The organism is Streptomyces sp. NPDC048353 (assembly GCF_055587165.1).
Map to the genome: position 1 here is coordinate 284,444 of NZ_JBVJGU010000003.1, position 20,413 is coordinate 304,856.

A 20,413-nucleotide genomic window follows, 5' to 3' on the forward strand; every position below is an offset into this window, starting at 1 on the left:
CGGCGGAAGGGGGTCGAGTGCCGCGGACCGGCCCCGTACGTCGGGTCCGCGCATCCGGGTCCGCCCGGCCGGGCTCAGGGTGCTTCGTCGGGGCCCGGGTCGAGCACGGGCTCCGCGGCCGAGCGGGCGGACTGGATCCGGCCGCGGCGTCCGACGACGGCCGCGGCGGCGAGGGCGCTGCCGAGGAAGGCGACGGCGACGACCCAGGGGCGGTCGACGACGTGCCCGGTGGCGTGGTCGAGGGAGTAGCGGCCCGCACCGGCGACGCCGATGGCGGCGGCGGTGAAGCCGAGGAAGGCCGGGTACTCATAGCCCCCGGCCTGGGCGAAGAAGCCGGCCGGGGCGTGGACGGCGACCGCGCCCGCCATGGCGCCGGCCGCCGCGGCCCCGGCGGCGGGGGTGGCGAGGCCGAGGGCGAGCAGGACTCCGCCGCCGGTCTCACCGGCCCCCGCGGCGATCGCGCTCTCCCGGCCCGGGGAGAAGCCCATGGCTTCCATGGCGTGGGTCGTGCCTTCGACCCCGCCGCCGCCGAACCAGCCGAAGAGCTTCTGGGTTCCGTGCGCGGCGAGAACGGCGCCGGTGCCGACCCGCAGCACGAGCAGCCCGAGGTCGCGTCGGTTGAGGCAGGTCATAGGGGTCTCCCGGTCGCTGGGGTCGGGGCGGGCGTACGGCGTGCCCTCCGTGACCCACTCTCGCCGCCCCGGGAGCCGGGGCCTCTGCGTTGTTGCGCCACATGGGGTACGCCGCCCCGCGGTTGCCCGGCCCGCGCCGTCCCGTCCGTCCGTTCCCGACCGCCCGGTCCGCCCGGCGGAGTCGTGCGCTACATTTTGCCGGTCCCCCGCCCCTCGATCATCCGCGATCACTTCTGTTCGGAGCCGGAATCCCATGAGCGACATCGTCAACGGCCTCGGCCGGGCCACCGCCTACGGCGCCCTGGGTGTGGTGCTGTTGATCCTCGGCATCGTCCTGGTGGACCTCCTGACGCCGGGGAAGCTCGGGCGGCAGATCTGGGAGGAGCGCAACCGCAACGCCGCGCTCCTGCTCAGCTCGGCGCTGCTCGGCATCGGCGGGATCGTCTTCACGTCTATCTGGACGACCTACGACTCCTTCGGCAAGGGGCTTGCCTCCACGGCCGCGTTCGGTCTGCTGGGTCTGGTGATGATGGCCGTGGCGTTCCTGGTGGTGGACCTGGTCACGCCCGGCAAGCTGGGCGCCACCCTCGTCGACCCCGAGCCGCACCCGGCGGTCTGGGTGACGGCCTCGTGCAACCTGGCGGTCTCCGCCATCCTCTCCGCCTCCATCGCCTGACCCCCGCGCCCGGCCCGTGGCCGGGGAGACGCGCCCACCTCCGCCGGTGTCAGCCGCCGAGCGGCTCGACCTCCAGGAAGCGCCGGCCGCGCGGTCCCCGGTAGAGAAGCGCCTCCCAGCCGCACCGCTCCAGGGCGGGGACGAGCCGGGTGAGGGCGGGTTCCGCCTCTCCCGCGGCGCCGCCGGCCGGCGGTCCCAGCCACTCCACGACGGCCGTGCCCGGCCGCTCCCCCGCGGTGACGCGGTAGCCGGTCGCCACGCGCGCTCCGGCGGGGTCGACGGCCGAGGGAGGCGTCTTCGCCGCCTCCAGGGCGAGGGCGATCGCGCGGACGGGCTGTCTTCGCTCCCATTCGGCGGGCAGGGCGCCCGGCTCGCCGCCGTCGCGGCGGCTCAACCGGCGGATCTGCAGCAGCCCTTCCCAGGCCGCCCGCACCTCCCGCGACCGCTGCTCGGCCTCCTCGGCCGGCGGCGGCGGGCCGTCCCCCGTCGCCGCCTCGAACGCCCCGCCGCTCACTGCAGGCGCCGGATGTCGCCGCGGACCCGGTAGAAGCCGCCGGAGGCCGGGTGCAGGGCATCGACCACGTACCGTGCGCCGGCCTCGCGGATCGCTCGGGGGAACTGCACGTTCCAGGAGGGTTCGTAGCCCTCGGAGATCACGTGCACCCGGGTCCTGCCGCCCTCCTGGACGCACTCCACGACGACCGAGCCGGCCGGCGCGGCGCTCACCACCGTCACGGCCTCCACGGTCGTCGCCGGTTCGTAGGTCGGCAGGGCCGCGGCGAGCTTGATGTCCTTGGCGACCGGCACCGTGCCCTGCTGGGCGGCGGCGATCGCCGCCTCGCTCGCGTCCACACAGACCAGCGAACCGTCCGTGGTCACCAGATAGAGCCGGTCCTCGCGGTACTGCATGGAGAGCGCGGAGCCGCCGCCGGTGCCCAGCTTCCAGAGCCGGGTGCCGTCCTCGGCGAAGCAGTACACCGACGAGGCGGAGTCGGCGGCGAAGACGAACCGGCCGCCCGGCGAGGTCGCGCAGGAGTACACCGGGCTGTCGCAGGCGTACACGGCCTCGACGCGCCCGGTCTTCTTCGCCAGCCGCTGCACCTTCCGGTGGGCGGTTCCGGCGTAGACCGCGGCGTCCTCCTGCCATCCGAAGAGGACGCCGCCGGCGGTCGCGGTGTGCCACAACTCGCCTCCCCCGTCGGGTGCGTACGCCGTGACGCCCTTGCTGTGCCCGTGGTAGACGGCGTCGCCGTCGGCGCGGACCATCCAGGCGTGCTCGCCCCGGCTGTTGCGGGACCACTGGTGCTCGTCCTCGTGGTCGATGACGGTCAGCCGCCCGGAGCGGTCGGCGACGTCGAGGACGCCCTCGTGGATGTCGAGCCAGAAGATGTCGACGTCGGCGGCGATGTCGTACGCGGCGAAGGGCAGCTTCGACGAGAGGTCGTACACCCGGCCGTCGTCGCAGCCGGCGTAGATCCAGAAGTCGTCCGCGACCAGGCACTTCACGCCGTCGGGGAGGCTGAACCGGGCCCGGACGTCACCCGTGTGGCTCAGGGTGTACACCGAGCCGGCCTGGTTCCCCACATAGACGTGCTGGTCGTCCACGTGGATGCCGAAGGCGGCGGAGCCGGTCCTGAAGCGCCACAGGACCGGGGCGACGGCGCGCGCCGTGGAGGGTGCGGAGACGACCTCGCGGCGGGTGACCGACCGGGCGGCGCGCCGGCCCTGCACCGCCGGGGCGTACCCCTTGCGGACCTTCTCCCCTATCTTCTTCGCCGCCGCGGCACGGGCCTTCTCGGTGGTCGGGAAGGTGGAGGTCTGGGTCTGTCCGGCCGAGCCGATCCGGCCGTAACGGACCGACACCACGAGGTCGTCGACCGTCACTTCGTAGAACTTGTGCGCGCCGCCGCCGTCCTGGGACAGCTCCAGATAGGTCTTCGTCGTCATGAGGAAACCGTAGGCGCTGCCACTGACAACGCTCCCCGGCTCCGGACCCCGGCACCTCCCCGGCCCCGGTTCAGCGCTGGCTGCGGCCGCTCGTCACGGCGTAGTACTGCAGGTCCTGCCGGTCGATCGGCCGGCGTACCGGATAGCGGCTGGTCACCGTCGTCGTGATCCGTCCGGCGCGTTCCACGGTGGCCTCGCTGTGGCCGGTGCGCAGCGGCAGGAGTTGCGCGTGCACACCCGCCGGTGCCTGGTACGCGCCCTGCGTTCCCCCGGTGCCGGTGCGCACCCGCGCGGGCGCCGTGAGGAAGCTCAGCACCTCCACCGTGTCCCGCGGCGGGGCGGTGCCCTCGCGCGGCTCTATCACCTTCGGCTGGGCCGCGGCGGGGGGCCTGTCGCCGGCGAACTGGACGCGGGAGGTCAGATAGACGGTGTCCCGGACGATCTTCGGCCAGGCGCCGGTCTTGAACCGGGTGAGGTAGTAGGAGGAGAGGTCGAGATAGGCGTAGCCGTTGTGCAGGGACGGCGCGAAGTGGGTGCCTTCGGAGTAGTCGTTCCAGGTGGTGAGCTGGACCCAGTCGGCGTTCGAGGCGATGGCCGCGCCCCAGCTCGCGCGCAGGGTCTCGGTGTTGCCCGCCTCGTCGTAGATGCCCTGGTTGGGGCGGGCGTCCTGGACGGAGACGGGCTGCATCCAGATCTTGCCGAGCCGGTGGGCGCGGTCGGCGTCGGCGGTGGCACCGGACTGGCGGTGGTAGGTGCGGCTGCCCCAGTCGGAGAAGCCGTGGCTGATCGACGCGTACCGCTCGCGGTCGGGGGTGAAGTCGAGGAAGAGCGGGACGAGCGCGGTCCGGACGGAGTGCCGGGAGCGCAGTTCGTCCATGGTGAGCCGCCACCAGGCGGGGTCCTTCTCCTCCGCCTTGAAGGGGGAGACGACGAGCCGGCCGTCGGCAAGCCGGTGGGCCGAGGGGTGGCGGGCGAGTTGCGCGAGCGAATCCGCGAGGGCAGCCGGGGTGGTGTCGAGGGAGGTCATGTCCGGCATGAGCTGGACGCGGAAGCCGGGGTCCTCCTCGGCGGCGGCGCGCATGAGGAGTTCGACCCGCTCCCAGTTGCGTCCGCTCAGCGACAGGAGGTCGACGGTGAAGCCGTCGAGTCCGGCGTCGCGTGCGGTGCGGACCTCCTGGCGCAGGTGGGCCAGCTCCCAGTCGCCGGTCTCGGGTCCGGCGGGCAGCGGACGGTCGCGCAGGAGTCCGGCGTAGGCGCGGTGCTTGCCCTTCTCGCCGTTCGCGGTGAGGTAGTTGCGGCTGTAGTAGTCGTCGCGCGGCGGCCGGTTGTCGAGGGAGAGCGGGTACGGCGTGAAGTAGTGGGCGAACACCAGCTTGCCGGAGGCGCGCAGGGTCCGGGTGTCGGGGAGGTCGAAGGGGAGGGCGGTGCTGTACTGCTCCGCCGTGGTGGCCCGTTCCGCCGTCGCGCCGTCGCGGAGCGCCGCCGCCGCGCCGATGCCGGCGAGGGATCCGGCGAGCAGGACGCCGAGCACGAGGCCGGGGAGGAGTCTGCGGCGTCCCGGGGCCCGGTGGGGCCGTGCGGCGCGGGTCCTGCGTCCCGGCAGGGCGGGTGGGGTGGGGATGGGCGCCATGGGGTCCCTCCGGCGGGTCGAGGCTGCCGCGGTCCCGCGGGCTGCGCTGTCAGTAGTACAGCCGATCCCGCACCGGGGGACAACAACCGTCCGGGTCGCGCCGGGCGGTCTCCGGCGGCGCGGCCGGTACCGCTTGCGGGCGCGTCGGCGGGGGTGACCGGCGGCGGACGAGGGGGCGGCGGGTTCCGCTTCGCCGGCGGCGGACGACCGAATTCGTTTCGTCCGGAAGGTCCCGTTCCTGCCCGCCTCTCCACCAGGGGATGACTGTGGTTTTCGCCACACTGGGAACTTTTCGAGAAGTGAGGTCTGCCTTCCTTCGGGCGGACCCGGAGGTTCCGTTCACCGCCTCACGTGCGCCAACTCGGGCCCGCCGGGCGTATTATGCGGTCGGCCGCGAGAACGCGGGCCGCCTTGTCACGAGATGAACGCGCCATCACCTTCTGAGGTCGTTCGCGTGAACCGCAGCGGACGTGGGCGAGTTTGTCGTACTGTTCCGCGTTGCGACGCTTGCTCATCCGGTCAGGGGCCCGGTGAGTAGGGCGGCGAACGTCGACACGTGCCGGGGGGGTACATGTGGCATGCCCGTACAACTGAGACCCAGTCTGTCCGCACCGAAGGCGGCTCACGACCGGTCCATCCGCATCCACGCGCCAAAGCGCGCTGGTATCGGGTTCTCGCTCTGGCGGTGGACATCCTCGGGGTGGCTCTGCCCACCGCGCTGATCATGCGCGTCGAGCGACAGCCGTACGCCCTCACCGGCGCGGCCGTCGCCGCTCTGGCGTGGGTCGTGGTGCGCGCGCTGCGCCGCCGCTACGCCGGCCGTTCGCTGGGCGAGTCCCGGGGCAGTCTGCCGGTGCTGCACGACTGGCTGATCCTGCTCGGTGTGCTCGCCGTCCTGCGGGCCGCCGCCGATCTGCACCACCCGGCCCTGCTCTGCCTCGCGGCCGTGCTGCCGGCGCCCGTCCTCACGCTGATCTGCACGAAGCTGACCTGGAACCACCTGGTGGCCGCGCGCCGCGAGGCGCAGGTGGTCACCCGGGTCCTCGTCCTGGGCGAGCCCCGGGCCGCCGGTGACGTCGCCGAGCACCTGGCGGGCCGCACCGAGCACCCGTACGTCGTGGTCGGTGTCGTCGCCATAGGCGAGGGCCCGGTCCGTACCGGCGCCCCGGTGGCCGCCCGGCTCGGCGTGCTGATGCCCGAGGCCGCCGACGGGGACACCGAGCACGTCCTCGCCGCCGCCCGTGAACTGGAGGCGGACGTCGTCCTGGTCGCGGCCGGTGCGCGGATGGCCGGTGAGCGGCTGCGCTGGCTCTCCTGGGGGCTGCACGACGCGGGCACCGAGCTGGCGCTCGCCCCGGGTCTGGTCGAGTTCTCCGTGAAGCGGCTGGAGACCACGTCGGCGGCCGGGATGGCGCTGCTGCGGGTCGCTCCGCCGGTGCGCAGCGGTGTGCAGCAGTTCCTGAAGTCCGTGATGGACCGGGCGGGCGCCGCGTTCGGTCTGCTCGTCCTGTCGCCGCTGTTCCTCGCGATAGGAGCGGCGGTACGACTGACGTCGCCGGGGCCGGTGTTCTACCGCCATGTGCGGATCGGTCAGGACCGGGCGCCGTTCGTGATGTGGAAGTTCCGCACCATGTTCGTGGACGCAGACGCCCGCAAGGCCGAGCTGTCGCACGCCAACGAGAACGACGGTCTGATGTTCAAGATGCGCCGTGACCCGCGGGTGACGCGGGTGGGGCGGCTGCTGCGCCGTACGTCGCTGGACGAGCTGCCGCAGCTGATCAACGTCCTGTCCGGCGCCATGTCGCTGGTGGGCCCGCGTCCGCCGCTGCCGGAGGAGGTGGCGCGGTACGGGGACGTGGAGCTGCGCCGGCTCTCGGTGCGGCCGGGGATGACGGGTCTGTGGCAGATAAGCGGCCGCTCCGACCTGTCGTGGGACGAGACGGTCGAGCTGGACCTTCACTATGTCGACAACTGGTCGTTCACCAGTGACGTCGACGTCATGGCCCGTACGTTCCGCGCCGTCGTCGACGGTCGCGGAGCGTACTGACGGGCCGCCGCCTCATGGGTTCAGTGCTGTGCGCGCCACCAGGCGTACGTGGACGCGATGCCGTCCCGGAGACCGATCGAGGGCTTCCAGCCCAGGCCGCTGAGCCGGGACACGTCGAGGAGCTTGCGCGGCGTGCCGTCGGGCTTGGCGGTGTCCCAGGCCAGCCGGCCGCGGAAGCCGGTGACGTCGGCGACGGTCTCGGCGAGTTCGCGGATGGTGAGGTCCTCGCCGCAGCCGATGTTGACCGGCTCGTCCCCGTCGTAGGTCCGCAGCAGGACGGCGCAGGCCGAGGCGAGGTCGTCGACGTGCAGGAACTCGCGGCGCGGGGTGCCGGAGCCCCAGAGGACGATCTCCTCGCGCCCGTCCTCGCGGGCCTCGTGGAAGCGGCGGATCAGCGCCGGGAGGACGTGCGAGGTCTCGAGGTCGAAGTTGTCCCCGGGGCCGTAGAGGTTGGTCGGCATCGCGGAGATGTAGGCGGCGCCGTACTGCTTGCGGTAGGCCTGGATCTGCACGATGCCGGCGATCTTGGCGAGGGCGTAGGCCTCGTTGGTGGGCTCGAGCGGGCCGGTGAGCAGCGCGTCCTCGTGGATGGGCTGCGGGGCCAGCTTGGGGTAGATGCAGGACGAGCCGAGGAAGAGCAGCCGCTCGACCCCGGCGGCGTGCGCTCCCGCGACGACGCTGAGCTGGATCTGGAGGTTCTCCTCCAGGAACTGCACCGGGTAGGTGCTGTTCGCCATGATGCCGCCGACCTTGGCGGCTGCGAGCACCACGGCGTCGGGGCGCGTCTCGGCGAGGAACGCGGCGGTCGCCGCTGCGTCCCGCAGGTCGAGCTCGGCGCGGGTGCGGGTGATCACGTCGTGTCCGTCCGCGGTCAGCCGACGGGCCACGGCGGCGCCGACCAGGCCGCGGTGGCCCGCGACGAAGACGCGGGCGTGCTCCGGCAGGTACGACGGAGCTTCCGTCCGGTCGGTCGTCGGGTCGGTCGTCGATTGAGTCATGGTCGGGATCATGCCAGGCCGCCGGGGGCGATCACACACCAGATCCGGATTTTCTTCTTGTTCCACCACAGACCCGTATGCCACGGGATATTCGCACGCTACGGATCGGCTGGGGGCCGGTTCGTTCGGGAGGGGCTCCACGCATGAGCAAGACCGCACTCATCACCGGCGTGACCGGTCAGGACGGTTCGTACCTGACGGAACTGCTGCTGTCCAAGGGCTACACGGTGCACGGCCTGGTCCGCCGGTCGTCCAGCTTCAACACGGAGCGGATCGACCACGTCTACCAGGATCCGCAGCAGGCGAACCGTTCGTTCGTGCTGCACCACGCGGACCTCTCCGACGGGGTCGCGCTGGTGAACCTCCTCCGGGACATCCGGCCCGACGAGGTCTACAACCTGGGCGCGCAGTCCCATGTGCGGGTCTCCTTCGACGCCCCGCTGTACACGGGCGACGTGACCGGCCTGGGCGCGCTGCGGCTCCTGGAGGCGATCCGGGCGAGCGGCGTGGACACCCGCATCTACCAGGCGTCCTCGTCCGAGATGTTCGGCGCGACGCCGCCGCCGCAGAACGAGCAGACGCCGTTCCACCCGCGCAGCCCGTACGGCGCGGCCAAGGTCTTCGCGTACTGGGCGACGGTGAACTACCGCGAGGCGTACGACATGTTCGCCGTGAACGGGATCCTCTTCAACCACGAGTCCCCGCGCCGGGGCGAGACGTTCGTGACCCGCAAGATCACCCGCGCGGTGGCGCGGATCAAGGCCGGTCTGCAGGACCGGCTGTACCTGGGCAACCTCGACGCCGTACGGGACTGGGGGTACGCCCCCGAGTACGTGGACGCGATGTGGCGGATGCTCCAGCAGGACGAGCCGACCGACTACGTGGTGGCGACCGGGGTGCCGGCGACGGTGCGGCAGTTCCTGGAGACGGCCTTCTCGCACGCCGGTCTGGACTGGTCGGAGTTCGTGCGGTTCGACCCGAAGTACGAGCGTCCGAGCGAGGTCGACGCGCTGATCGGTGACGCGAGCAAGGCGAATGAACTGCTTGGCTGGAAGCCGACCGTCCTCGTGGAGGAGCTGGCGCGGATCATGGTGGACGCGGATGTCCGTCTTGTCCAGGACCAGTTGGCTGGAGCTACCGTTCGAATTGACCGCTGACCTGCGGTTTCACCGGGTCGGATGTACCGGATTGGTCAAGTGCGCAACAATGCCGTCCGGTTCGTCATACAGTTCGCATTCATCACATCGCATGGCACGACTTCGCGCCACATTTACTGGGCTTCACGCCTGGGGGGAACATGCGTAAAACTTGGGGGCTCACCTCGGCCCTCGTCATCGCCATCGGGGCGGCGGTCGCAGCCGGCGGCTCGCTCCTGGCCCCGAAGGCCTCGGCGCTCACGCCGCCGGTCGCCTTCACCGCGGACGATCTGCCGACCTGGCAGACGAACGGCATCGTCTGGGCGCTCGCCGAGGCGAACGACACCGTCTTCGTCGGCGGCACCTTCTCCGAGCTGCGGCCGCCCGAGGGCGTCGCCGGCACCCCGAAGGACGCCGTCAACTTCGCCGCCATGAACGCGGCCACGGGCGCGCCCACCAACTGCTCCCTGTCCTTCACGGTGGGCAGCGGCACCGCGACCGTGCGGACCCTGGTGGTCTCGCCGGACAAGAAGACGCTGTACGCCGGCGGCTACTTCGGCGCCGTCAACGGCACGCCGGTCTCCAGCCTGGCGGCCATCGACATCGCCACCTGCACGCCCAAGGCGAGCTTCACGCCGAGCTTCCCCGCCACCGTGCGCGCGCTCGCCGTTACCGACACCACCATCTACGCCGCCGGCGACTTCGGCTCGGTCGAGGGCCAGACCCGCGAGCGGTTCGCGGCCATCACCACCGGCGGCGCGCTGCTGCCGTTCCGCGCGGACGCCGACGAGCCCGGCCGCGCCATCGAGATCACCCCGGACGGGCAGCACGTGCTGCTCGGCGGTGACTTCTTCCGCGTCAACGGCGCCAACTCGCACGCCCTCGCCGTGGTCGACGCCACGAGCGGCACCGTGACGAAGGCGTACCCCAACGGCTGGATCCCGCAGAACTCGGTCGTCAAGGACATCGAGACCGACGCCACCGGGTTCTACACCGGCAACGAGGGCACGGGCGGCGGCGTCTTCGACGGCCGCATAGCCCTGAACCTCTCGGACTTCGAGCAGCGCTGGCGCGACACCTGCCTGGGCGCCACGCAGGCGGTCCGCTCGTACGAGGGCGTGCTGTACAGCGCCTCGCACGCGCACGACTGCTCCAGCGTCGGCGAGTTCCCGGACGGGCGCCGCTACCACCTGCTCGCCCAGCCGACCACGTCGACCGGCAAGCTCGGCTGGTTCCCCGACACCAACGACGGCCTCGGTGAGGGCATCGGCCCGCGCGCCTTCGCCATCTCCGGCACGGGTGCCACGAAGTACATGTGGGTGGGCGGCGAGTTCACCACGACCAACGGCGCCCCGGCGCAGGGTCTGACCCGCTTCGCCTCCGGCCCCGACACCGGTGCGCCGACCGTCCCCGTGGCGAGCGCCGCGGCCGTCGCCACGAACGCGGTGCAGGTCCGCTGGCGCTCCAGCCTCGACCTGGACGACTCCACGCTGACCTACAAGGTCTACCGCAACGGAGCGGCCACCCCGGTCGCGACCGTCGAGGGCGACTCCCTGCACTGGTCCCGTCCGCAGGTCTCCTTCAAGGACACCGGCGTGACCCCCGGCCAGACCTACACCTACCGGGTGACCGCGAGCGACGCGGACGGCAACACCAGCGCCCCGTCCGCGACGTCCACCGTGACCGTCCCGACGTCCCCGGAGCCGTACGCCTCCCAGGTCATCGCCGACGGTGCCGGCCTCTACTGGCGCTTCGACGAGTCGGCGACGCCGTACGCCGCCGACTCCTCGGACGCGAACAACAGCGGCCTGTACGTCAACGCCCCGGTGCTGCGCCAGACCCCGGCCGCCGTCACCGGAGCCTCCACCGCGGTGGCGCTCAACGGTTCGGACGAGCAGATCCACACCGACAAGCGGCAGAACGTCAACGGCTCGTTCACCGTCGAGACGTGGTTCAAGACGACCACCAACCGCGGCGGCAAGCTGATCGGCTTCGGTGACAACACCACCCGCAACAGCGGCAGCTACGACAAGCACCTGTACATGACGAACACCGGCAACGTGGTGTTCGGCGTCTACACCGGCTCCACCCGCACGCTCACCTCGTGGGGCTCGTACAACAACGGCGCCTGGCACCACGCGGTCGGCACCCAGGGTCCGGACGGGATGCGCCTCTACATCGACGGCAAGCTCGCCGGCTCGAACAACGTCACCACCAACCAGCAGTACTCCGGCTACTGGCACGTCGGCGCCGACAACCTCTCCGGTTGGCCGCTGCGTCCGTCGAGCAGCTTCTTCGCCGGTCAGATCGACGAGGCGGCCGTCTACCCGTCGGCGCTCACCGCCGCGCAGGTCGCCAAGCACTACAACCTGGCCTCCGCGCCCGCCGACACGGTCAGCACCGTGACGGCGACCGAGGACAGCTACGTCAACGCCGGTGCCCCGGGCACCAACTACGGCACCTCCAGCTCGATGGCGGTCCGCGGTACCTCGGCGTACCAGTCCTACCTGCGGTTCACGCTGCCGTCCGCCCCGGCCGGCACCGTCCTCAAGAGCGCCCGCCTCGCGGTGAAGACCACCACGATGGCCGGCGCGGGTTCGGCGGACAGCCAGTCCGTCGTCCCGGTCACCGGCGCGTGGACCGAGGGAGCGGTGACGTACACCAACCGCCCCGCGCTCGGCGCCACTCCGATCGGCACCCTGAGCGGTGCCACGGACGGCTCGGCGATCTACTCCGCCGCGCTGGACAACGCGGCGATCTCGGCGGCGCTCGGCAGCTCGTACAGTGTCGCGCTGACCAGCGTCGGGACCGACCCGCTGTGGATCTGGTCGTCCGAGGCGGCGGCCGCGGAGGGCACTCCGCAGCTGGTGCTGACCTTCGGCGCCCCGTAAGCACCACGCAGTACCCCTCATGACAGGCCGCGGGGCCCCGGCAGCAGCCGGGTCCCCGCGGCCCACGTACCTCAGGAGCTCATCCATGCGTCGTCCACTTCACCGGCGCCCGGCGGCCGCGGCGGCCGTGCTGGCCGGTCTGCTCGCCCTCACCGCCTGCTCGTCGTCCGACAGCGGCGACGCCGAGGCCGGCGGGCCGCCCACGGCCACCGGCACGACCCGGCCGGGCTCCGTGCCCGACCGACAGAACGAGGTGGCGCCGACCGGCCCCACCCCTTCCACCTCCCGGGGACCGGTCGTCCCGGACTCCGACCTCAAGCCCGCCACCGGCTCGTTCACCAAGACCCAGAAGTCCTACCTGAGCGGCCGGGTCCCCAAGAACACCGACCCCGCCGCCGTGCTCCAGACCGGGCAGGAGTCCTGCCAGCGCCTGGAGCGCACCGCCAAGCGGGACAAGGACGCCGCCGTCGGCGCGATCATCGCCGGCGACATCAAGGACGCCGAGGCGACGATCACCCACCTGTGCACCGCGCAGAAGCCGCTGCTCGCCACGGCGGCCACCGGCTTCCCCGACGGCACCGAGAAGTCTCCCGAGGCCGGCACCTACCGCGCGCTGACCACCGACCCCGCGTGCTCCTGGCGCGCGCTCGGCGACGGCGGGAAGGTCCTGGCCTCCGGGCCGCCGCTCGGCTCCGAAGGCCAGGTCAAGGCCAAGATCCCCGCGGGCACCGAGGAGTTCGTCTCCTCCGGCTGCTACGCCTGGCTGCCCGCCTGACCCGCGCGCGCCCTCTCGTACACATCGAGCAGGGTGTCGACGACGGCATCCATCGAGAACGCCTCCGCGGCCAGCTTCCGGGCCGCCGCGGAGGCTTCGTCGTTCTCCCGCGGGTCCAGCAGGGCGTGCACGGCGGGGGCGAGACCCGCGGCGTCGGCGACGACGCGGCCCGCGCCCGCCTCCTCGATGTCCCGGGCCAGACCGTTGGAGCCGGTGACGACGGCCGGCGTGCCGACCGACAGCGACTCCAGGACGGACATGGGGAACGGCTCGTCGACGGACGGCAGGACGTAGACGTGCGCCCGGCGCAGCTCCTCCAGCATCCGCTCGGCCGACAGCGGCCCCGGCCGGCTGATCCGGTCCTCGAGACCCAGCTCGGCGACGAGCGCGTCGACCGCGGCCCGCTCGCCCTCGTCGGGACCGGCGAGGACGAAGTGGGCGTCCGGGTGGTCGCGCAGGATCTCGGGGACCGCCGCGACGAAGTCGGTGGGCCGCTTGCGGGCCTGCAGCCGGGCCGCGTACAGAATGCGGGGCGGCCCCTCCGGGGCGGGGCGCGGCTCCTGGGTGGGGACGCCGTTCACGAGCCGTACGGACCGCTCCAGGGGGGCGCCGGCGACGGCGTCCAGGTCCTTGCGCTCCCGGCCGGTCAGGTGGAGGACGGCCGAGGCGCCGCGCAGCACGCGGCGGACGGCGACCGCGTCCAGCACCTTGGCGAGCGCCTTCCCGCTCGGGTCGACCATCCCGTGGGTCTGCAGCACCAGCGGGCGTCCGGCCCGCAGCGCGGCGAGCGCGACGGGCAGGGTCACCAGGTCCCGCGCGAGATGGACGTGGACGATGTCGGCGTCCCGCACCAGCCTGCCCGCGCCGGCGAGCATCGCGGGCGAGGTGATGCCGCTGAAGCCGAGCGGCAGGATCGAGCGGGCCTGGTAGAGACGGGCGGGCACGCCCTCCACCTCCGTGGGCAGCGAGCCGCCCGCCGCGTCGAACCCGTCGCCGAGCGCGGTCAGCAGCGGCCGGTGCCCGCGCGAGGCGAGGCCCTGGCAGAGGTTGAGCGCGACCCGGACGGGCCCGCCGAAGGCGTGGGTGGGGCTGTGCAGGGTGACGGCGTGCAGCACGCGCAGGCCGCTCATACCGGCATCGGGAGGGGTCGGCGGCCCTCGGCCGTGTGCAGGGTGAGCTCCGGCAGGTCGTTGTGGAGGGTGGTGCCGGCGGCGACGACGGCGTGCCCGCCGACGGTGACGCCCGCGAGGACGGTGGCACGGGCCGCGACCCAGGCGCCGTCCTCGACGGTGATGGGGGCGTTGCGGTAGCGGAAGTCGGCGGCCCGGTGGTCGTGGCTGCCGGTGCACAGCAGCGCCTCCTGGGAGACGCAGACGTGGGCGCCGAGCGTGATGGGCTCCAGGTTGAGGAGCCAGGCGCCCTCGCCGATCCAGGTGTGGTCGCCGACGGTCAGCTTCCAGGGCCACAGAACCCTGACCCGGTGCCGTATCAGCACGCCGTCGCCGATGGTCGCGCCGAAGGCGCGCAGCAGCGCGACGCGGAGCCCGGCCGGGCAGAACCAGGCCATGAAGACCGTGTTCATCACCGCGAACCACAGGGCCTGCGTCAGCAGGCCGCGGCCCTTGTCGTAGCCGGCCAGCGTGAAGGCCGGAAGGTTTCTCATGATTTCGGTTCACCCCCCGTCGGCGCCTCCCCTGGTGCCGACGAGGTCAGACTAACGGTTGACGCGAGGTGGCCGGGCGGCGTCGGTAGACTGCCGCGGTGAGGTTCCGGGGGCGGGGGCGGCGACTTCCCGGCGCGGGACCGCAGAAAAGCCAGGGGGCGGGATGACGACCGATGTAGGCGATACGGGCACACAGGCGCGTCCGGCTCCGCCCGCGCCCGCCCCGCTGCTGCTGGCCCCGGCGGTCTCCCCGCGGACGCTGCTCTCGCGCGCGCTGTCGATCCCGCTGGTGCTCGGTTTCTCGGTGTTCCTGCCGCTCGCCGTGGCGATCCAGCCCGGCGCGGGGGTCCGGGACGCCGCCTACTACCTCCAGATCGCGCTGACCATGTACGCCGGCGCCCGGCTGTCGGCGATGATCCTGACCAACCGGCGCAAGCTGCTCCAGGGGTCGTTCTGGCTCTTCGTCTACATGGCGATGGGGGTGGCGCCCCTGGCGCAGGCGGTCCTCGGCCGGGTGCCGACGCCGGTGGTCGGTCCGCGTTCGGACCTGACGATGGCGGTGGCTCTGGTCCTGGTCGGCTGCGCCGCCTTCGACCTGGGGTCGCTGCTGGCCCGGGGCCGTCCCGGCGGGTCGAAGCGGGCCGAGGAGCGCCCGGCGCTGGTGCACCGGCGCCGGCTGTACTTCCTGGTGGTGCTCGCCTTCGCGTGCAGCGGGCTGTTCGTGGTCAAGCTGGGCGGTCCGGCGGTCTTCTTCTCCAGCCGTCAGGAGATCATCGCGGGCATCGAGGAGGCGGGTGTCTCCCAGGCCGACTCGCAGGCCGGGCAGGCGTTCCTGCGCGGCTTCGGCACGGTCCCCGCGCTCTTCGCGCTGCTGGTGTACTGCCGTTGGCTGGTCACCTCGCGGCGGGCCAGGCGGCGGCCGATGGTGATCGCGGTCTTCCTGTCGCTGGTGATGCTCAACGGCGTGGTGAACAATCCCATCTCCAACCCGCGGTACTGGTTCCTGACGGTGATGTTCTCGCTGCTGTTCACCGTCTTCCCGCGGAGCGCGGCGATGTACCGCTCGGCGCTCAGTCTGGGCGTGGTGATGGCGCTGATCGTCTTCCCGTTCTCCGACCGGTTCCGCTACGACGAGAAGAACTACCGGCCGGTCGAGACGACGTCGGTGCTGGAGCCGCTGGCGCTGAAGGACTACGACCAGGTCGGCATGTTCGCCAACACCATCACGCTGGTGAACTCCGGCAGCCGGCACCGCTACGGCCGTCAGCTGGCCGGGTCCGTGCTGTTCGCGGTGCCCCGGTCGGTGTGGGCGGGCAAGCCGCGGGACACCGGCGTGATGGTCGGCCAGTGGATGGGGACGGTCAACACCAACCTGTCCTCGCCGATCTGGGCGGAGCTGTGGATCGACTACGGAGCCGTCGGCATGAGCGCCGGGATGCTGGGCCTGGGCTACGCCGCCGCGCGCGTGGACGGGCGGTTCGCCCGCCGGGGTACGCGCAGGGCGCCGCCGGGCAGTCTGATCTCGCTGGTGGTGCCCCTGGTGGCGGGCTATTCCTTCATCCTGCTGCGCGGGCCGCTGCTCCAGGCGTCGGGCCGGGTGGCGATCGCCCTGGTCTGCATCGCGCTGGTGACCACCTGGCGTCAGGACAAGGGCGCCGTGCTGCGCTGATCCTCCGTCTGGTCCGTCCGGGGTTCGGGGTGGGTACGGCTGACGCGGGACCAGGCGGCGACGGCCTTGAGGGCGGAGCCCGCGGCCAGGCCCCAGGCGGCACCGGCCGCGCCGCCGAGGACGTACCCGCCGAGCATCAGGGCGACCGAGAGCAGCGAGAAGACGACCTGCACGGAGAGGGTGGCGCGGGGGCTGAGGACGCGGAGGGTGACCAGCGCGCAGGTGCCGGCCGCCATCACGGCGTACTGGGTTCCGGTCGCGGGCAGCAGGGCCGCGGCGGCGTCCCAGGTGTCGCCGAGGAGCTGCCGGCCGACGCGGTCGGGCAGCGCGTACAGCGCGGTCGCCCAGCCCGCCGCGAGGAGGGCGAGGATCCCGCCGAGTCCGGCGGCGGCGCGGACGGTGGCACGGCGTGAGCCGGCCCGGCCGAGGAGCGGCGGTCCGAAGGCGTTGACCGAGGTGAACAGGACGTTGAGCGGGCCGAAGAGGGTGGAGGCGCCGCGCAGCGCGCCGACGGCGAGCGGGGTGGCGAAGAGTCCGAGTCCGAGGACGGCCAGCTGACTGGAGGCGTTGCCGACGGCGAACTCGACGACGAAGCGCCGGCCGAGGTGGCCCTTGCGCACATAGCGGCGGGGGTCGCCGGGGCGGCCGCGCACGAGGGGGCGGAGCAGGACGAGTCCGAGGAGCACGGCGGGCAGCGCCGACAGGCCCCAGACCAGGACCAGTCGGGCCGGTGAGGCGCCGTGCGGCTGGAGGAGCAGGGCGGGGAGGACGCAGGCGAGGCGCAGCGTGTCGGCGGCGAGGGCCCGGTGGGGTCGGCGGAGCGCGGAGAAGGCGTACCGCAGGCCGTCCTGGACGAGGACGACGGGCAGCACCAGGCCGAGGGCGAGGAACGCCTGGCCGGTGGCGCCGCCGGTGAGGGCGCCGCCGAGGGCCAGGAGAAGCCCGCCCGCGGTGGAGGCGAGGGCCGTGAAGGTGACGGAGGCGCGGGCGGCTCCGCCGACGGACGCGTCCTCGCCCTTCTCCAGGACCACGCTCTGTCCGACGAAGGCCATGTTGAGGCCCATGAGGACGGTGAAGGTGATGTAGACCATGGAGAAGGCGGCGAAGCCGTCCGCGGTGGACGCCCTCGCCGCGATCACCAGGACGGCGATGTTGGTGAGGCTGGCCGCCGCCTGGTCGAGGACCGAGGCGGCGACGGTGACGGCTCGTCTCACCGATCGCCGGTGCGGCCGGCGCCGCCCCGCGAGGAGCCCGCGCCGCGCAGGTCGCTCGGCCGGAGGGAGCGCAGGGTGACGGTGTCGGAGCCGTCGCCGGGGACGACCTGCTCGGGCTCGGGCTCGGAATCGTGCTCCGGCTCCGGGTCGCCGTCGTACTCCTCCGGTTCGGCCGGGCGGGGGGCCGGCGGGCGGCCACGGCCGCCGCCGCGGCGTCCGGCGGGCTGCTTGGCGGCGCGCCCGCCGCCGGGGGTGTGGACGACGGCGCCCAGGACGGTGCCTCCGGCGCCGGCGATGAGTTCGCGGATGCGCTGGAGGTCGGCGCGGTGCACGCTGCGCGGGTCGCAGACGATGAGGACGCCGTCGACCCGGTCGACGAGCGCGAGCGCGTCGGCGTAGTTGAGGACGGGCGGGGCGAGGACGACGACGGTGGAGTTGGGCGAGTCGGCCTCGGAGATGAGCCGGGTGACGCGCGGGGCGGTCAGGGCTCGGGCGACGTTGCGGACCCGTTCGCCGGGGACGAGGCCGAAGGAGCCGGACTCCCCCGCGTCGACGGAGAGCTGGCGGCGGGAGGGCCAGCCGCTCTCCTCGGTGCCCGCGGGCTCCGCCGGGTGGCTCCAGCGGGGTGCGGTCGCGGCGTGGGCGCGCAGGCGTCCGGCGAGCGTCGGGGTGCGCAGGTCGGCCTCGATGAGGAGGACGTCCTTGCCGGTCTCGGCGAAGGAGGCGGCGAGGTGGGAGGCGACGGCGACGGCCGCGTCGTTGGAACCGCGCGGGGCGACGACGAGGAGCCGGCGGCGGTCGGCGAACCGCTGGTCGTAGGCGAGCCGGAAGGCGACGGAGCGGTACTCCTCGGCGACCCGGGCGTCGGTGTGGTCGTCGGCGAGCAGGACGTCGGTGGCGCCGCGCGGGAGGGTGCCGAGGACGGGGGCGCGCACGGCGCGGGCGACGTCGCCGGCGGAGCGGGGCGAGGGGTCGAAGACGAGCCGGACCCAGGCGGCGAGCAGGCCGAGGGCGACGCCGACGAGGGCGCCGAGGCCGAGGCTCATGGGGAGCCCGGGGCCGTCGGAGTAGCCGGGGGCGTTGGCGACGCGGATCACGGTGCCGGGCGACATGTCGAGGGACTTGAGCTGGCTGATCCGGGCGTCGAGTTCGTTGATCCGGTTGAGCAGGTTGGTCTTGACGCCGTACTCGGCGTCGCGGGCCGACCCGTCGGCCATCCGGTCGAGTTCCTTGGTCTTCTGGTCGTGCTTCTTGGCGACCTCGTCGAGCTGCTTCTGCTGGCCGGCGAGCATGGTGGCCCGTACGTCGGTCCACTGCTTCTCGCGCAGTTTCAGATAGGCCTGGGTGACGGCGTTGGCGCGGTCGGCGGCGGCGTGCGGGGTGTCCGCGGTGTAGGTGAACTGGAGGACCTGGCTCTGCGGCGGGTTGGTGACCTGCAGGTCCTTCTGGAGGCTGCCGATGGTGCCGGTCCAGCCGAGCCGCTTGGCGGCCTGTTCGGCGACGCTGCTGCTGAGCGCGGTCTGCCGCTCGGACCCCATGTTGAGCGTCTTGTCCTGCGAGATGCTCGGGTTGAAGGGGTCGTTCACGGGCGCGCGAAGGACGACCTGGCTGGTGGCGACGTAGGTGTCGGCGTTGGAGAGGCCGAACCAGACTCCGCCGAGGAGGCCGATGCCGATGCCGCCCGCGATGATCGAGCGGTAGCGCAGGAGCTGGCGGAACTGGTCCCGCAGGAGTTCCGGTTCGTCGTCCTCCACCGCGGAGACGTGCGTGTGTGTCACGTGGTCGGACCCCCCAGAGCCTCTTCGATCAGTGCGTCGATCCGGGCCAGTCCGGCCTTCCGGGTCAGGTGGGCCTCGACATGGCGGGGCCCCTGCGCGCCGAGTGCGTCGGCGGCCGCCGGATCGTCGCCGAGTCTACGGACTTCGGCGAGCAGGGCGTCGGGGTCCTCCGGCGGTACGAGGACTCCGGCGCCGGAGCGCAGCACTTCGAGGGCGGTTCCGCCCTCTGCGGCGACGGAGGCGACGACGGGCCGGCCGGCGGCGAAGTAGGAGGTCAGCTTGGAGGGGACGCTCATGTCGAGGACCGAGGCGCGCTGGGTGACGGCGAGGACGTCGGCCGCGGCGAGCACGTCGGGGAACTCGTCGTCGCCGACGGGCTCCAGGAAGTCGAGGTTGTCGACGCCGGCGGCCAGGGCTTCCAGGTGGGCGCGCTGGTTGCCGTCGCCGAGCAGGACGATCCGGGTCTTGGGGTCGCGCCGGGCGGCTTCGACGAGGACGTCGAGTCCCTGCTTGAGGCCCATGTTCCCGGAGTGCAGGACGACGGTCTCGCCGTCGTGCCAGCCGAGCCGGGCGCGGGTCTGTTCGCGGGGCGCCGAGGGCCGGGCGACGTGCGACCAGTTCGGCACGAGCCGGATGCGGCCGCGGTCGACGCCGAGGTCGGCGACCTTGTCGACGAACGTCTCGTGGATGACGCCGACGAGGGCGGCGCCGCGCAGGGCGTAGCGCTCGGCCTTGGCGGCGAGGGTGGCGGCCCGGTCGCCACCGCGGATGCCGCTCTGTGCGGCGGCGGCGCCCATGAGGTCCTGGACGACGGGAACGTACGGGACGCGCCAGCGGGCGGCGAGGCGGGCGCCGATGATCCCGCCGGCGAGGCTGGGCATCTGCGAGAGGACGGCGTCGGGCCGGGCCATGGCGGGCGGGGCGAGCAGGCCGTGGGCCAGGACGCTGGCCTCGAAGGCGGCCCGCTTGAGCGCGGTCTGGCGGGGCGGGACGGTGTGGCGTCTGCGGTGGACGACGACTCCGGCGCGCTCCTCCGTGCGGCGCCAGGCGCCGGCGTAGGCCGGGTCGAGGGACCAGGAGGGGTAGTGCGGCATGCCGGCCAGGACGTGGGTCTCGTGGCCGAGGGCGGCCCAGTGCTCGGCTATCTGGGTGGCGTACGGGCCTATGCCCGCGTGCTCGGGGGCGTAGTTCGTGGACACCATGAGCAGGCGTCGCCGCTCGCCGGACGCACTCTTTCCGGTCGACGTGTCGCTCACTGCTTCCCCCATGCCGGTCCCCCTCTTCCCCGTACCCGGACCTAGGCTCCACCCTAGTCGTTCACTCGGTCTCAACGGAACGTGCACGCTATCGTCTGAGA

The 20,413-nt window shown here is 72.9% G+C and carries 16 protein-coding genes; 6 read left to right on the forward strand and 10 right to left on the reverse strand.

Features of this window, described 5'->3' with window-relative positions:
- Nucleotides 1–74: 74 nt before the first annotated feature.
- Nucleotides 75–632: a DoxX family membrane protein gene (locus tag ACZ6RC_RS11710; protein ID WP_391134718.1), complete on the reverse strand. Its 558-nt coding sequence runs from the start codon at nucleotides 630–632 to the stop codon at nucleotides 75–77.
- Nucleotides 633–885: 253 nt separating this feature from the next.
- Between ACZ6RC_RS11710 and ACZ6RC_RS11715 the strand changes: the two genes are divergently transcribed.
- Entirely contained in the window at nucleotides 886–1,308 is a 423-nt protein-coding gene (locus ACZ6RC_RS11715; protein WP_391134721.1) for a DUF350 domain-containing protein, read from the forward strand.
- A 49-nt stretch (nucleotides 1,309–1,357) separates the two neighbouring features.
- Here the strand turns inward: ACZ6RC_RS11715 and ACZ6RC_RS11720 are convergent, their stop codons facing one another.
- From ACZ6RC_RS11720 to ACZ6RC_RS11730, 3 genes are all read right to left on the reverse strand, one after another.
- The gene (locus ACZ6RC_RS11720; RefSeq protein WP_391134724.1) at nucleotides 1,358–1,822 is read right to left on the reverse strand and encodes a hypothetical protein; all 465 of its coding nucleotides are present in this window, start codon (nucleotides 1,820–1,822) and stop codon (nucleotides 1,358–1,360) included.
- Complete coding sequence (locus ACZ6RC_RS11725) at nucleotides 1,819–3,255, reverse strand: WGR domain-containing protein (protein WP_469581355.1); 1,437 nt, start codon at nucleotides 3,253–3,255, stop codon at nucleotides 1,819–1,821. The genes ACZ6RC_RS11720 and ACZ6RC_RS11725 overlap by 4 nt, the downstream gene beginning before the upstream one ends.
- A gap of 70 nt (nucleotides 3,256–3,325) precedes the next feature.
- Entirely contained in the window at nucleotides 3,326–4,885 is a 1,560-nt protein-coding gene (locus ACZ6RC_RS11730) for a glycoside hydrolase family 71 protein (RefSeq protein WP_469581359.1), read from the reverse strand.
- Nucleotides 4,886–5,456: 571 nt separating this feature from the next.
- Between ACZ6RC_RS11730 and ACZ6RC_RS11735 the strand changes: the two genes are divergently transcribed.
- Nucleotides 5,457–6,932: a sugar transferase gene (locus ACZ6RC_RS11735; RefSeq protein ID WP_469581362.1), complete on the forward strand. Its 1,476-nt coding sequence runs from the start codon at nucleotides 5,457–5,459 to the stop codon at nucleotides 6,930–6,932.
- Between the two features lie 20 nt (nucleotides 6,933–6,952).
- Here the strand turns inward: ACZ6RC_RS11735 and ACZ6RC_RS11740 are convergent, their stop codons facing one another.
- A complete protein-coding gene (locus ACZ6RC_RS11740) occupies nucleotides 6,953–7,930 on the reverse strand; it encodes a GDP-L-fucose synthase family protein (RefSeq protein ID WP_391134735.1) in 978 nt (325 codons plus the stop codon).
- 143 nt (nucleotides 7,931–8,073) lie between these two features.
- Between ACZ6RC_RS11740 and gmd the strand changes: the two genes are divergently transcribed.
- The 3 genes from gmd (at nucleotide 8,074) to ACZ6RC_RS11755 (ending at nucleotide 12,732) form a co-directional block, all read left to right on the forward strand.
- The gene (gene gmd / locus ACZ6RC_RS11745; RefSeq protein ID WP_391134738.1) at nucleotides 8,074–9,087 is read left to right on the forward strand and encodes a GDP-mannose 4,6-dehydratase; all 1,014 of its coding nucleotides are present in this window, start codon (nucleotides 8,074–8,076) and stop codon (nucleotides 9,085–9,087) included.
- A 140-nt stretch (nucleotides 9,088–9,227) separates the two neighbouring features.
- Nucleotides 9,228–11,957 carry a CBM96 family carbohydrate-binding protein gene (locus tag ACZ6RC_RS11750; RefSeq protein ID WP_391134740.1) on the forward strand — a complete coding sequence of 910 codons (2,730 nt, stop codon included), beginning with the start codon at nucleotides 9,228–9,230 and terminating at the stop codon, nucleotides 11,955–11,957.
- An 85-nt stretch (nucleotides 11,958–12,042) separates the two neighbouring features.
- Complete coding sequence (locus ACZ6RC_RS11755) at nucleotides 12,043–12,732, forward strand: hypothetical protein (RefSeq protein WP_469581366.1); 690 nt, start codon at nucleotides 12,043–12,045, stop codon at nucleotides 12,730–12,732.
- Here ACZ6RC_RS11755 and ACZ6RC_RS11760 read toward each other — a convergent pair.
- Together ACZ6RC_RS11760 and ACZ6RC_RS11765 are read right to left on the reverse strand one after the other, a co-directional pair.
- The gene (locus ACZ6RC_RS11760) at nucleotides 12,711–13,853 is read right to left on the reverse strand and encodes a glycosyltransferase (protein ID WP_469582803.1); all 1,143 of its coding nucleotides are present in this window, start codon (nucleotides 13,851–13,853) and stop codon (nucleotides 12,711–12,713) included. The two genes, ACZ6RC_RS11755 and ACZ6RC_RS11760, sit on opposite strands and share 22 nt — an antisense overlap.
- A 5-nt stretch (nucleotides 13,854–13,858) precedes the next feature.
- A complete protein-coding gene (locus ACZ6RC_RS11765) occupies nucleotides 13,859–14,395 on the reverse strand; it encodes a WcaF family extracellular polysaccharide biosynthesis acetyltransferase (protein ID WP_469581368.1) in 537 nt (178 codons plus the stop codon).
- 163 nt (nucleotides 14,396–14,558) lie between these two features.
- Here ACZ6RC_RS11765 and ACZ6RC_RS11770 point away from each other — a divergent pair, with 163 nt between their 5' ends.
- Nucleotides 14,559–16,064, forward strand: a complete 1,506-nt coding sequence (locus tag ACZ6RC_RS11770; protein ID WP_469581371.1) for a hypothetical protein — start codon at nucleotides 14,559–14,561, stop codon at nucleotides 16,062–16,064.
- Here the strand turns inward: ACZ6RC_RS11770 and ACZ6RC_RS11775 are convergent.
- The 3 genes from ACZ6RC_RS11775 to ACZ6RC_RS11785 are packed head-to-tail and all read right to left on the reverse strand — an operon-like array spanning nucleotide 16,037 to nucleotide 20,258.
- Entirely contained in the window at nucleotides 16,037–17,278 is a 1,242-nt protein-coding gene (locus ACZ6RC_RS11775) for an MATE family efflux transporter (RefSeq protein ID WP_469581374.1), read from the reverse strand. The two genes, ACZ6RC_RS11770 and ACZ6RC_RS11775, sit on opposite strands and share 28 nt — an antisense overlap.
- Entirely contained in the window at nucleotides 17,275–19,056 is a 1,782-nt protein-coding gene (locus ACZ6RC_RS11780) for a polysaccharide biosynthesis tyrosine autokinase (RefSeq protein ID WP_391134755.1), read from the reverse strand. Before ACZ6RC_RS11780 ends, ACZ6RC_RS11775 begins: the two co-directional genes overlap by 4 nt.
- Nucleotides 19,053–20,258, reverse strand: coding sequence for a glycosyltransferase family 4 protein (locus ACZ6RC_RS11785; RefSeq protein WP_391135923.1), 1,206 nt, complete (start codon nucleotides 20,256–20,258; stop codon nucleotides 19,053–19,055). The genes ACZ6RC_RS11780 and ACZ6RC_RS11785 overlap by 4 nt, the downstream gene beginning before the upstream one ends.
- Nucleotides 20,259–20,413 lie beyond the last annotated feature (155 nt).